Consider the following 13,117-nt stretch of genomic DNA (forward strand, 5'->3'; position numbering starts at 1 on the left):
GCTACACGACCCCAACAAAAATAATTATGACTAAAAAATTACTATTCGTAATTCTTACTGCTTTCGTCTTCTCCTGCGGAGGAAACGGCGGTTCTGAAATGGCCAAATGGGAGGCTCAGGCTTCAAGAGTGGAAATAATCCGCGACGATTTTGGAGTACCTCATATTTATGGTCAATCCGACGCAGATGCTGTTTTCGGCTTGCTATATGCGCAATGTGAAGATGACTTTAGACGAGTGGAGCGGAATTATATCTGGGCCACAGGAAGACTGGCTGAGCTGGAAGGGGAGGAGGCAATCTATTCAGACTTGAGAGCCAATATGTACATGACCCAAGCTGAGGCCATAGCCGCTTATGAATCGGCTCCGGATTGGTTAAAAGAACTTTGCGTGGCTTTTGCAGATGGAGTGAATTACTATCTAGCCACCCATCCTGAGGTTGTGCCTCAAGTGATTACCCGCTATGAACCTTGGATGCCGATGTTTTTCAGCGAGGGCTCCATAGGGGGAGATATTGAGCAAATTCCAACTCGGGGGATTAAGGCTTTTTATGAAAATGAGCCTACAATGGCTTATTTGGATGAAATAAAGGAAGCTGCCCAATGGGAAGTACTCGAGGAGCCCGCTGGATCAAACGGAATTGCTGTCAATGGTGAAATGACGGAATCTGGTAATGCCATGCTTTTGATCAACCCACACACTTCTTTCTATTTTCGACCAGAAGTGCATGTGGTCAGTGAAGAAGGATTGGACGCTTATGGTGCTGTGACTTGGGGGCAGTTTTTTGTTTACCAAGGGTTTAATGAGAAGACAGGCTGGATCCATACTTCCACACAGGTTGATTTTATCGATGAATTTGTAGAAGAAGTAAATACGGGTCCTGATGGTAATTTGGTCTATGCATATGGAGATGAGCAACGAAATGTGGAGACTTATGAGGTGGTCCTAAATTATAAAACAGATGAAGGACTGAAAAACAAAGACTTTACCTTTTACCGAACACATCATGGTCCGATTACTCATAAAATCGAGGATAAATGGGTGGCAACAAAGATTAATTGGGATCCAGTCAATGCTTTGATCCAAAGCTATAGTCGTACCAAGCTTGGAAACTATGACGAATTTAGAGAGATGATGGATATTCGTACAAATTCGTCCAATAATACTGTATTTGCTGATTCTGAAGGGAATATTGCCTATTTCCACGGTAATTTCATCCCCAAGCGCAGTACAGAATTTGATTTTGGTAAACCTGTGGATGGAAGCGATCCAGCAACTGATTGGAACGGATTACATACAGTCGATGAAAGCATAGTCATCCTGAATCCAGGTACCGGATGGATTCAAAACTGTAATTCTACTCCTTTCACAGCAGCGGGGGAATTTTCGCCTATAATGGCTGATTATCCAACCTACATGGCGCCAGACCGTGAGAATTTCAGGGGGATTCATGCGGTACAGGTCCTAGAAAAAACCAGCAGTTTAACTCTTGACAGCTTCTTGGATTTGGCTTACGACCCTTATCTGCCAGCTTTCGCAGCATTGATTCCGGAATTGATTTCAGCATATGATGCTGCTGGAAGTGAGAACAAAGAGGAGATCGAGATTCTTCGTGATTGGGACTTCAAAACGGCGATAGATTCTAAAGCGATGACCTTGGCTCACTTTTATGGGATGATGTATGCCCGTACGGTAGGGTCCTTAAATCGCTTCATTGATCATCCAACCGTAGCGGGAAACTACGACCAACCTTCTAATGATTTGCTCGTCAAAACCTTCGACGCAAGTATTGATCAATTGGAATCTGATTTTGGGTCAGCTCAAATTCCGTGGGGAGAAGTAAATAGATTTCAAAGATTGAGTGGGGCGATTGATGCGAACTTTGATGATGATCAGCCTTACGTACCTGTAGGACTTGCGTCCGGAACTTGGGGAGCTCTTGCAGCTTATGGTGCACGACCTACCGAGACTACGAAGCGACTCTACGGTTATCGAGGAAATAGTTTTGTTGCTGTAGTGGAGTTTGGCGAGAAGGTCCGAGCTAAAAGTATTTTGGCTGGAGGCCAAAGTGCAGACCCTAATTCTCCTCACTTTGATGATCAAGCACAAATGTATGCCGATAAAAATTTCAAAAAGGTGGCCTACTACAAGGAAGATGTAGAAAAGCGGATGAAAGAACGATATCATCCAGGTGACAGAAAATAAAAAAAGCCGGGTTGATCCCGGCTTTTCTATTTTTAAAAGGGTAGATCTGCCTCGGCCTGCTGAGCCTTTTCTTTTCGATCACCCATCAATAAAACCTCATTCACGACTACTTCTGTCACGTATCGTTTAATGCCATCTTTATCCTCATAGGATCGATTGGCTAACTTACCTTCAACACCTATTTCAGATCCTTTATCGGTGTACTTTTCTAGGATTTCTGCGGGCTTGCCCCAGATCACGAGGTTGTGCCAGGTGGTGTCTTCCACGCGCTCTCCTTTTTGATTTTTGTACACCTCATTCGTGGCTAGGCTCACGTTTGCCACGCACTTTCCATTGTCTAGTCTTTTGACTTCTACTTTGTTTCCAAGACGACCGATTAGCTGGACTCTGTTTCTTAAAGCATTCATAATTGTATTGTTTTAGGTTAGAATTTGTTTTGTGATTTTCTTTTGCCGAAAACCAATGATCCAAAGTTGCAGCATGGGCTAGCATTTAGTCGGGAGTTAAGTATTTGTATCCGTTTGTTGTCGTTTGTTGTCGGATAATCGTGTCATACGTTCATTTTAGGCTTATTTTGTTTTTCAGAAAAATCAGAAAAAAATGTCTCAAAAAGTGGATAAACGGTTTTTGGTCTTTAGAAATTGACCCATTTTTACTTCAAGCAGGTAGTATAACTATGAATTTTGAAGGGAAGACTGTATCTTTTTCTGAAGAAAAAAATCAATGGAAAGCAAAGAAAGAACTTGTTTGAACTGTGGCGAAGTCATTAAAGGACGAGTTGATAAAAAGTTTTGCGATGATCAATGCCGTAATAACTATAACAACTCTCAGAAAGCCATCAGCACGAATTTGATCCGAAATGTAAATAATGCCTTGAAAAAGAATCGAATGATTTTGCGGGGGATGATACCAGAAGGTGAATCGGTGGGTAAAACCACAAAAGACCGTTTGATCAGGCAAGGTTTCCAGTTTAAATATTTCACCAATACTTACGAAAACAAAAAGGGTAATATCTATGTGTATTGCTATGACTACGGATATTTACCTTTGGATGGAGATTGGTATTTGGTAGTAAAGGATAAGGACAGCTAATCAAAAAATGGGATGGAAGTAAAGCATCAATCGGATGGTAGAAAGGGGTCTTTCTATATGGATGAGGATGGGAAGAAATTGGCGGAGATGGTCTATGTAATGGCTGGTTCGGAAAAAATGATTATTGAGCATACCGAAGTTGGCGAAAGCCTGAAAGGACAGGGGATAGGCATGCAGCTCCTAGAGGCCTTGGTAGAGGAAGTTCGAGTGACTCACATCCGAGTTTTACCACTTTGCCCCTTTGCCAAAGCAAGTTTTCAAAAGAGGCCAGATCTGCAAGATGTATTGGTTTGAGAATTGATGATTTTTGATCTTACTTTTTAATCCTAAATTCATGCAGTGCTATCCGACCTGAATTTCACCCAACTTTCTTTTCTGTGCCTTGCCGGCTTTATCCTCGGTCTTTCAAAATCCGGGATCAAAGGGATTAGCATAATTATCGTTGCCATTTTGGTTTTTGTCTTCGGGGCTAAAACATCCACGGGGATCTTGCTTCCCATGCTTATCGTCGGTGATATTTTTGCAGTGATCTACTACCATCGCCATGCCCAATGGAAATACATGTGGAAGCTTCTCCCTGCTATGGTTGTTGGCGTGGTGTTGGGAACTTGGGTAGGAGATATCGTTCCAGAGGAGGTCTTTCGTAAAAGTATGGCGGGTATTATTTTATTATCCTTGATCATGATGATATGGTGGGAAAACCGTGCTTCCAAGAGAGTACCGGACAGCGCAGCTTTTGGAGGTGTGATGGGGCTGACGGCTGGCTTTACAACGATGGTAGGAAATTTAGCCGGATCCTTTGCCAACTTGTACTTTTTGGCCATGAAGCTTCCGAAGAATGCTTTCATTGGAACTACGGCTTGGCTCTTTTTGATTATTAATGTTTTCAAAGTCCCGTTCCATATTTTCAGTTGGGAGACGATCAATTTAGACTCGATATGGGTGAGTTTGGTCAGCGTGCCCTTTATATTTATCGGTCTCTTTTCTGGAGTGAAGATTCTAAAAAGAGTCAATGAAAAACACTTTAGGAATTTCATTTTTCTAGCTACAGGTGTTGGTGCGATTTTGATATTTTTCACCTAATAGCGGCTATCCAAATAGCCAGAATGCTAGTATCCAAAAGGTGAGCAATAGAAGAATTAGGAAATAAAGCACTTTGCTTTTCCGGACGGTCTCAGATCTTTTTGATTGTTGATGAATAATAGCGTCCCTGAGATCACTCGGGTTTGATCCTTCGATTTTTCTTGACTTTGGAGAAGAAGTCCGCTTAGGCCTAATTTTTCTGAGATTACAATTTTCCTTTGAGGCATTTATTGCATACCTTCTGAATCTTGCTCCACCGGTTATAATATCCAATTTTGGAATAAGTTAAGAAAAAAAACAACTTATAGTTGAATGGCTAACCATCGATCAGAATTTTAATTGGATCATTTCATTCTGGGCTGATTTTCCTATCTTCCAAAACTAAACAACCGAATAATTCTAAAGATGTGAGCAGTTGCGTTTTAAATGTTTTTTGTCAAATATTCTTTAATACGCTGGTTCCTTACTGATAAAAAACTCCAACCATAAATTTTGAACTATGAAGAAGAATCTACCTATTCTGTTTTTCGCACTAATTGTAGCGGTGGTATTTTCACCTGAGGCCATTGCTCAGGAGAATGAAACTAAAGAAGATCCAAAAGCCGAGGTTTTTGAAAGCAAGCAATCTGTCACGATAGATGGGAAAACTATAGCCCTCAATGCAAAAGCAGGAACGATGGAGCTCAAAGATGAAAATAATGAGCCAATCGCCTTATTCGGCTTTACTGCATATTTCAAGGAAAATGCAGGCAAGGATAGACCGATTGTGTTTGCTTATAATGGAGGACCTGGATCTTCCTCTTATTGGCTACATATGGGCATCATGGGGCCAAAACGGATTGTGGTGGATGATCCGAATTATAATCAAGCAGCACCTTACGAGATTGTAAATAATGAATTTTCGATTTTGGATGTGGCAGATGTGGTGATGATGGATCCAGTAGGTACTGGTTTAAGTGTACCGATTGGTGAGGCTACAGGAAAGGATTTTTGGGGTGTCGATCAGGATATCCGGAGTGTGAGTTTATTTATCATGCAATTTTTGAAAGAGCACGATCGGTTAAATTCGCCCAAGTATATTTTGGGCGAAAGCTACGGTACATTTCGTAATGCCGGGGTAATGAACTACTTGCTTGGCCGCGGCTATGCTTTGAATGGAGTGATTATGGTTTCTGCAGTTTTTGATTTGAGAACGCTGTTTTTTGCTCCTAATGAGGATATTTCGCACGTAGTTTACCTTCCGACCATGGCTGCTACTGCCTGGTACCATGATAAGGTCGCACAAAAAGGAGAAGATCTTCCGAGCTTTCTAGATGAAGTTCGGGAGTTCACAGAAAATGAATATGCACCTGCTTTATTTAAAGGAAATAGAATTACCACAAGCGAGAAAAGCTCAATTGCGTCGAAGCTCTCGGCTTATACGGGGATTGATGACGAGGTTTGGTTGCGTGCAGATCTGAAAATGAATGCAGGAGAATTCTTTCAAGAATTACTTCGTGAAGAAAGAAATACAGTAGGAAGATTGGATTCTCGATACAAAGGAATGAATCTCGATCCTATGTCGATGGATTCATTTACGGATCCACAAAGCGATGCTATCTCACCAGCCTATACCATGGGATTTTTGGATTATTTCCACGGGGCTCTTGGCGTAAGTAAGGATTGGAACTACTCTACCTCTGCCTATGCCAAGGAAGGATTCAATTGGGATTGGAAGCATGTAGGCAACGATGCATGGGGAGCCAATGCTTCTGTGACTACTCTGCCTGATATGACTCAAGCACTTAGCAAAGATCCTAATGTCAAAGTTTTGATCATGAACGGATATTATGATTTGGCTACCGTTTTTTATGGGGTAGAACATTCCATTTCACACATAGACTTACCACAATCTGCGTTGGATCGAATCATTATGACTTATTATGAGGCGGGCCACATGATGTATACGGATCTTCCTTCTGCTCAGCTCTTTAGAGATGATTTGAAGAATTTTATTGAAGATACTCTGAGAAAGTAAATGACAAAATCTTCCTATTTTATGAAGAGGTTTAAAGGTTTCATTCTTTGTCTTGCCCTCACGTTTAGCATTCCTTTCGCAGCCCTTTCTCAAGGAGTTAATTCTTATTTTCCTCCAACTGATTCTCAAGATTGGGAAAAAGTACCTTTAAACAGCTTGGGGTGGGACAATGCTTCCCTAGCTGAATTGCTTTCTTGGCTGCCTACCCAAGGTACTCGTTCTTTTATGATAGTGAAGGATGGAAAAATAGCAGTTGAGGAATATTGGGGAGCAAAACTCACTGGTATGGGCAATATGGATGAAGAAGCCATGTGGTATTGGGATGATGCCGGCAGGACTTTGACTGCTGCTCTCGTGGGAATTGCTGAGAAGAATGGTTTCTTGAAAATTAAGGACCGAACGTCAAAATATCTAGGAGAGGCATGGTCATCTGTGCCCGAGAAGCGAGAAAAGGAAATCCGAATCTTAAATCAATTATCCATGTCCACTGGGCTTGACGAGCGGATTGAGGACCCCAGAGATACCTCAACAGAAGCTTTGAAGTTTTTTGCGAAGGCAGGTGAGCGATGGGCATACCATGATGCACCTTATACACTTCTCATGAATACCCTAGAAAATGCTACCAATCAGTCCATATCAGCTTTTTTTAAAGAGAGGCTTGCGACGCAGATTGGGATGAAGGGCTTCTGGCAAGAAACTGGTGGTGATCTAGTGTTCTTTAGCGATGCTCGGTCTATGAGCAAGTTTGGACTTCTGCTCATGAACGAAGGCGAATGGGAAGGAAATCAGATTTTAGATAAAAAGTATGTGCAAGCCATGACCTCAAGTTCGCAGCAAGATAATCCTGGATATGGATTTCTTACGTGGCTCAATTCAGGCGATGTGTTTAAATTACCTGGAAATCAAGTGCCAAATAAAGGGAAAATGATTGCTGCTGCACCGGAAGATATGTTTATGGCTTTGGGCAAAAATGGACAATTGCTCATGGTGATTCCTTCTCAGGGTTTGGTCATAGTCCGGCAGGGTACTTATTCCAATGATTCGATAGTTCCACAGCGCTTGCTGCAAGATTTATGGCAAAAGTTAAATCGGGTAATCAATTGATTTGATGAAAAAATAAATCAGAAGGATGGGAATTACTCGCCCATAAACTCCCCAAGTTGCTCTCGCAGCTTTTCAATAGTGAGCGGTTTTTCGAGGAAACCGCCTACGATAGGGTATTCCTGAGCTTTGAGCCTATCTAAAAAATCTATAGAGCTGGATAAAATAATGATATGATCATTTCGATCTGCAAATTTTTCAGCATAATGATCCAAAAATTCCCAGCCATTCATTAAGGGCATGTTTATATCCAGAAGAATTAACAATGGTTCTTCAGGGGATAATTCTGTGATATGGTCCAAGGCCAAAATTCCAGAAATAAACTCATCGATTGATTCACCAAGGTTTACTTTTGAAATCAGTCTCTTGTTGATGAGATTGTTTATCGGATCATCATCTACTAGTAAAATATTTTTAAAGTGCGCCATTCAAGGCAAAAATTTATGTTAAGTCAAATCAAATTACGATTTTATATCAAGGAGGAACAAATATTACCTCCCTTTTTTTAAATAGATTTTATAGAATTCTATAAAAAAAAAGAGAAGCCATTTTGGCTTCTCTTAATACTTTGGTTTAGAAAGAATTACATCATTCCTCCCATTCCACCACCTCCCATTGGAGGCATAGGAGCACCACCTTCTTCTTTTTCATCCGCCACTACACATTCAGTAGTAAGGAGCAAAGCAGCGATGGATGCAGCATTCTCTAGTGCAAGTCGAGTAACCTTGGTTGGGTCAATTACACCTGCTTTGAAGAGATCTTCATACTGATCTGTTCTAGCATTGTATCCAAAGTTTCCTTTCTTCTCGCGAATTCTATTGATTACTACAGATGGCTCACCACCGGCATTTGATACAATAGTACGAAGTGGAGACTCGATGGCTTGACGGATAATATTGATACCAGTGTCTTGGTCTTCATTAGATCCTTTAAGATCATTAAGTGCGGCTGCAGCTCTGATTAGTGCTACACCACCACCTACTACAACACCTTCTTGAACGGCTGCTCTGGTTGCATGAAGGGCATCATCCACACGGTCTTTCTTCTCTTTCATTTCTACCTCTGTCGCTGCACCGATATAAAGAATCGCTACACCACCAGAAAGTTTGGCAAGTCTCTCCTGAAGTTTCTCACGGTCGTAATCAGAAGTTGTCTTCTCGATTTGAGCCTTAATTTCAGAAATACGTCCTTTGATTGCGTTAGAATCACCAGCACCGTTTACTACAGTAGTGTTGTCTTTGTCAATGTTGATTTTCTCAGCTCTACCAAGCATATCAACTGTCGCATTTTCAAGCTTGAAACCTCTTTCTTCAGAGATTACAGTTCCGCCTGTTAGGATTGCGATATCCTCAAGCATAGCCTTTCTTCTGTCACCAAAACCTGGTGCTTTTACGGCAGCTACTTTCAGTGCTCCTCTGATTTTGTTGACAACCAAAGTAGCAAGCGCTTCTCCGTCTACATCTTCAGCGATGATCACAAGTGGCTTACCTGACTGAGCTACTGGCTCTAAAACTGGAAGTAATTCCTTCATTGAAGAAATCTTCTTGTCGTAGATCAAAATGTATGGCTGTTCAAGTTCAACCTCCATTTTCTCAGTATTAGTCACAAAGTATGGAGAAAGGTATCCTCTGTCAAACTGCATACCTTCTACAGTTTTAACTTCGGTTTCTGTTCCTTTTGCTTCCTCTACGGTGATTACACCATCTTTACCTACTTTGTCCATGGCGTTTGAAATCATGTTACCGATTTCTTCGTCATTGTTAGCAGATACAGTCGCTACTTGAGCGATTTCTTTTGAAGTGGAGATTTGCTTTGAGTCAGCTCTCAGTTGAGCTACTACTGCGGTTACAGCTTTGTCGATTCCGCGCTTCAAGTCCATTGGATTGGCACCAGCAGCTACGTTTTTGATACCTACACTGAAAATAGATTGTGCAAGTACAGTAGCAGTAGTGGTTCCGTCACCAGCATTGTCAGCAGTTTTTGAAGCTACTTCTTTTACTAGCTGTGCACCCATGTTTTCGATAGGCTCTGAAAGCTCAATTTCTTTTGCTACAGATACCCCATCTTTAGTGATGGTAGGTGCTCCAAATTTCTTATCAATAATTACGTTTCTTCCTTTAGGACCCAATGTTACTTTCACTGCGTCCGCCAATGCGTCTACCCCTTTTTTCAATTGGTCTCTTGCACTGGTGTCGAAAAATAGTTGTTTGGCCATTTTCTTAATTCTTTAAATTAGTTAGGTTAAATTTTACAGGATCGCGAAGATATCGGCTTCTCTCATGATGAGATAGTCTTTACCTTCCACATTGAGTTCAGTTCCGGAATACTTTCCGTACAAAACACTGTCGCCAACTTTTACCGTTAACGGTTCATCTTTTTTACCATTACCGATAGCAACGACAACGCCCTTTTGTGGCTTTTCCTTTGCAGTATCCGGGATGTATAGTCCGGAAGCGGTTTTTTCTTCAGCAGCTGCTGGCTGAACCAACACTCGGTCTGCTAGTGGCTTGATGTTAACGTTTGACATAGATTATTTTTATTTAAGGTTAGATTAAAATGTATGAGCTAGGTAGCACTTCTTGTGCCAATCAACCTTAACCAAAAAACACTGACAAATAGACTGATTTACTCTGTCAGGATAGGAGTATTAACAATTTTTCGCTGTCAAATTTTCTTTTTGATTGTGGAATTATGGCAGTTTTTTTAAATTCTGTCCAAAGTATCGAGCCTATGAAAAGTCTACCCAAAAATTGGATCACGGAAGGAACAATTGATTTTGAATTCAAAAAATATGAATTGCTGGCTTATTTGAAATCTTCCAGCCAGTCTTTCCAGTCTTTGAAAATCTATCCTCCCTTGGCAGACCTTATTGAGCATCATCGACTCCTTGAGGAACTCAAAAATGGCAAGGATGCAGTACGGAATCTTTTTCCTAAAGCGATCAGCCACCTGGATTTTAATTCTGGGAAAATAAGCTATTTCTCTAAAGTTCCTGATGATGCAATCATGGAGGAAATCAATCAGATTGGAGAGTTTGCCCGACCCAGAATCAAAAAGAAAATCGATGAAGGAATAGAAATTTTCGAATTCGTAAAAGATCAACTCGAATTTGAGCCGGTAGGAATTTTACCCATTTACAAGAGAGAGGGATATCTGATGCTTACCAGAGAGTCAAACGCTGAAGTTTATGTTTTTAGATATAAATCCAGTCTTCTGGAATACGCTGGTGATCGGTTCAGAAACATCAGCTTCTGGTTGATTCAAACCTTCACCAGAAGTTTAGCCCAGACTTTCGAACACATCAAGCTTAAGTTAATTCGAGAAATTAAAGAGTTACCTAATCCAGCTACCTGGCGGATTCATAGTCAGCAATATTTTCCACTGGAAGAAACACTGCTCCCCATCAGTAAGCGCTTATTGCTTAATGCAGTGGCGGCTAATGAAACTTAAGAAGGTTGTAATTCCTTCTTTTCTTCATTTGAGCTATCTAACACGGCTTTTTCGCGCTCTTTTCGGGTTTTGATCACCTCATCAGCCGGCCTTCCAAACAAAATTCTTCTCCCTTCACTGAAGGATTTTGCTTGACCCAGATCCCTTACAATATCCGCCCACTCATGAAATACAAGATATACGGGATTGTAAGAGGTTACCGGCTTTGTTATGCCATAAGTTGGTCGCTCAGCCTCAGGCATAAAAGTCCCAAACATACGGTCCCAAATAATAAAAGTGGAGCCGTAATTTTTATCTAAATAATGCTCATCGGATGCGTGATGCACTCGATGGTGGGAGGGAGTGGTGAAGAAAAACTCAATTGGTCGTGGAAGTTTGGTAATATACTCCGTGTGGATCCAAAACTGATAAAGCACCGCAATCTGATGACAGATAAAAAAGACAAACGGATCAAAGCCCATTAGCATAACGGGAATAAAGAAAACAATTTTGATATGTTGAGTCCAGCCTAGTCGGAAAGATACGCTGAGATTGTATTTTTTGGAGTTGTGGTGGGTGATGTGTGTCGCCCACCAGAATCGCTGCTCATGTGCTACACGATGTGCCCAATACCTTGCAAAGTCAATGGCAAAAAAGCATAAGATAAAAGACCACCAAGTGGCTGGTATTTTGAAAGGAGCCAGGTTGTAAAAGAATACTGCAGTACCGAAAGTGGCAAGTTTGATCAGAGCGCTAATACCAACATTGACTAAGCCGATGGTCGAAGCTGCGAAAAAGTCTTTTTTGTCGTATGTATCTTTTTTTTGATACCAGCTGACTCCCCATTCGATAAAGACAAGGGCAAACATCACTGGCGCGGCCCAAAGGATAATATTAGGCCAAGATTCAATGTTCAGATCCTCAAGGCTGACATAAGGTGAATTCATAAAGGAAGGTAATTGTACTAGAAAAATGATTAATACTTAAGCTTCTAAATTATTAATTATTTTTTGATTAAGACCCCTAAAAACAGAAAAACCTGCCATGAGACAGGTTTTTTCTTTAAGGTATTTATGTCTTAGTTTCCTGTAGTATCGATAGGAGTGATTTCGTTAGAAGTACCTTCCTCTGCTGGTAGCAAACTTTCGGTGTCTCCAAATGCAGGAGCAACTACTTGCTGTTTGGCGTTATCAATATTTGGTGAAGAGAATTGGTTTGCTTCTGGACTCGTATAAAATGCAGATGAAACCAAGGATAATACTAAAATGGCTATTGAAAGGACCCAAGTGGCTTTTTCAAGAACATTTCCTGTACGTGTCACTCCCATGATTTGAGAAGCACTACCGCCAAATGCCGCGCCTACGCCCCCTTTTGAGTTTTGTCCTAAGATCACAAGGATCAATAGAACGGCCAAAATCATGATGACAGAAATTAATAAAGTAAACATATAGTTGGGTGTTAATCTTTCAGTTTTTCAATTAAGTCCGCAAAGTAAGCCTTTTTCTCTGGGAATTTCAATAAAAGCTTCTCATAAATTTGCCGGGCTTGGTCCACTTTTCCTTGCTGAGTTAATAGTTTAGCAAGTGGTTCTGAAATAAGATTATTATTCACCACGGTACTACTTTCAGCAAGATTTTCCTTGTTTTGATTCAGCTCTATTTCTTTGATTGCAGCAAGCTTGATTGATTTTTTACTAAAGGCTTTGATTAAATCACGCTGCTCAATGAGATTTGCATCTTTGATCGGCTTTTTATCTTTCTTTTTGATTGTCTCGATCAACTCATCATTCTTGGCCCTTCTTCTTCTTGGCTTTTTGGGGGGAGCAACGCCTTTCATGTTTGCGTCAAGTTCACGCAATGACTTGGTACGTAACTTCGGATTATCCGAAGATTTGGAATTAGGAAGGAGGTCAGAAGTCTCTTCTTCTTCATTTTGGTCATTTGAAACTTCAGACAAAATTGATTTTAACCAAGCACGATCGGAGGTGTTGACAGCTGCAAAACCTACTGAAGCCGCTTCAGCTCCCGTAGACTTATTTGACTCAAATTTCGCTGAAAGAATATGAGGGATAAGGAAATACGGGAAAGATTCTTGCAGCTTGACGGCTTTAAGATAGTCTGTTTTACTGAGGATCTTTTTGCTTTTTGCAAGTTCCAAAAATTGATTGGAATTCATTCAAGTTTGATTTTAG

The 13,117-nt window shown here is 40.9% G+C and carries 14 protein-coding genes; 7 read left to right on the plus strand and 7 right to left on the minus strand.

What is annotated here, in order from left to right; translation table 11 throughout:
* Positions 1–26: 26 nt before the first annotated feature.
* On the plus strand, positions 27–2,204 hold the full coding sequence (locus tag ACFOSV_RS11170; protein WP_377906097.1) for a penicillin acylase family protein: 2,178 nt from the start codon (positions 27–29) through the stop codon (positions 2,202–2,204).
* 32 nt (positions 2,205–2,236) lie between these two features.
* Here the strand turns inward: ACFOSV_RS11170 and ACFOSV_RS11175 are convergent, their stop codons facing one another.
* Positions 2,237–2,611 carry a single-stranded DNA-binding protein gene (locus ACFOSV_RS11175; RefSeq protein WP_377906098.1) on the minus strand — a complete coding sequence of 125 codons (375 nt, stop codon included), beginning with the start codon at positions 2,609–2,611 and terminating at the stop codon, positions 2,237–2,239.
* Positions 2,612–2,927: 316 nt separating this feature from the next.
* Here ACFOSV_RS11175 and ACFOSV_RS11180 point away from each other — a divergent pair, with 316 nt between their 5' ends.
* From ACFOSV_RS11180 to ACFOSV_RS11200, 5 genes are all read left to right on the plus strand, one after another.
* Complete coding sequence (locus tag ACFOSV_RS11180) at positions 2,928–3,296, plus strand: DUF2116 family Zn-ribbon domain-containing protein (protein WP_377906099.1); 369 nt, start codon at positions 2,928–2,930, stop codon at positions 3,294–3,296.
* Between the two features lie 12 nt (positions 3,297–3,308).
* A complete protein-coding gene (locus ACFOSV_RS11185; protein ID WP_377906100.1) occupies positions 3,309–3,590 on the plus strand; it encodes a GNAT family N-acetyltransferase in 282 nt (93 codons plus the stop codon).
* Positions 3,591–3,635: 45 nt separating this feature from the next.
* Entirely contained in the window at positions 3,636–4,379 is a 744-nt protein-coding gene (locus ACFOSV_RS11190; RefSeq protein ID WP_377906101.1) for a sulfite exporter TauE/SafE family protein, read from the plus strand.
* A gap of 499 nt (positions 4,380–4,878) precedes the next feature.
* Positions 4,879–6,396, plus strand: a complete 1,518-nt coding sequence (locus ACFOSV_RS11195; RefSeq protein ID WP_377906102.1) for a S10 family peptidase — start codon at positions 4,879–4,881, stop codon at positions 6,394–6,396.
* Positions 6,397–6,417: 21 nt separating this feature from the next.
* The gene (locus ACFOSV_RS11200) at positions 6,418–7,500 is read left to right on the plus strand and encodes a serine hydrolase domain-containing protein (RefSeq protein WP_377906103.1); all 1,083 of its coding nucleotides are present in this window, start codon (positions 6,418–6,420) and stop codon (positions 7,498–7,500) included.
* A 32-nt stretch (positions 7,501–7,532) separates the two neighbouring features.
* Here ACFOSV_RS11200 and ACFOSV_RS11205 read toward each other — a convergent pair whose 3' ends face one another.
* The 3 genes from ACFOSV_RS11205 to ACFOSV_RS11215 all read right to left on the minus strand — a co-directional run bounded on the left by ACFOSV_RS11205 (position 7,533) and on the right by ACFOSV_RS11215 (position 10,024).
* Positions 7,533–7,925: a response regulator gene (locus tag ACFOSV_RS11205; RefSeq protein WP_377906104.1), complete on the minus strand. Its 393-nt coding sequence runs from the start codon at positions 7,923–7,925 to the stop codon at positions 7,533–7,535.
* A 155-nt stretch (positions 7,926–8,080) separates the two neighbouring features.
* A complete protein-coding gene (gene groL, locus ACFOSV_RS11210) occupies positions 8,081–9,712 on the minus strand; it encodes a chaperonin GroEL (RefSeq protein ID WP_377906105.1) in 1,632 nt (543 codons plus the stop codon).
* A gap of 33 nt (positions 9,713–9,745) precedes the next feature.
* Positions 9,746–10,024 carry a co-chaperone GroES gene (locus ACFOSV_RS11215; RefSeq protein ID WP_377906106.1) on the minus strand — a complete coding sequence of 93 codons (279 nt, stop codon included), beginning with the start codon at positions 10,022–10,024 and terminating at the stop codon, positions 9,746–9,748.
* A 203-nt stretch (positions 10,025–10,227) separates the two neighbouring features.
* Between ACFOSV_RS11215 and ACFOSV_RS11220 the strand changes: the two genes are divergently transcribed.
* Positions 10,228–10,947, plus strand: coding sequence for a hypothetical protein (locus tag ACFOSV_RS11220; RefSeq protein ID WP_377906107.1), 720 nt, complete (start codon positions 10,228–10,230; stop codon positions 10,945–10,947).
* Here ACFOSV_RS11220 and ACFOSV_RS11225 read toward each other — a convergent pair.
* The 3 genes from ACFOSV_RS11225 to ACFOSV_RS11235 form a co-directional block, all read right to left on the minus strand.
* The gene (locus ACFOSV_RS11225) at positions 10,944–11,873 is read right to left on the minus strand and encodes a sterol desaturase family protein (protein ID WP_377906108.1); all 930 of its coding nucleotides are present in this window, start codon (positions 11,871–11,873) and stop codon (positions 10,944–10,946) included. The genes ACFOSV_RS11220 and ACFOSV_RS11225 overlap by 4 nt on opposite strands.
* Before the next feature lie 131 nt (positions 11,874–12,004).
* Complete coding sequence (gene secG, locus ACFOSV_RS11230; RefSeq protein WP_377906109.1) at positions 12,005–12,373, minus strand: preprotein translocase subunit SecG; 369 nt, start codon at positions 12,371–12,373, stop codon at positions 12,005–12,007.
* 11 nt (positions 12,374–12,384) lie between these two features.
* Positions 12,385–13,101 (minus strand): hypothetical protein, encoded by a 717-nt coding sequence (locus ACFOSV_RS11235; protein WP_377906110.1) that lies wholly within the window; start codon positions 13,099–13,101, stop codon positions 12,385–12,387.
* Positions 13,102–13,117: the final 16 nt, after the last annotated feature.

The sequence above is a fragment of the Algoriphagus namhaensis genome (assembly GCF_042649705.1).
Classification (GTDB): domain Bacteria; phylum Bacteroidota; class Bacteroidia; order Cytophagales; family Cyclobacteriaceae; genus Algoriphagus; species Algoriphagus namhaensis.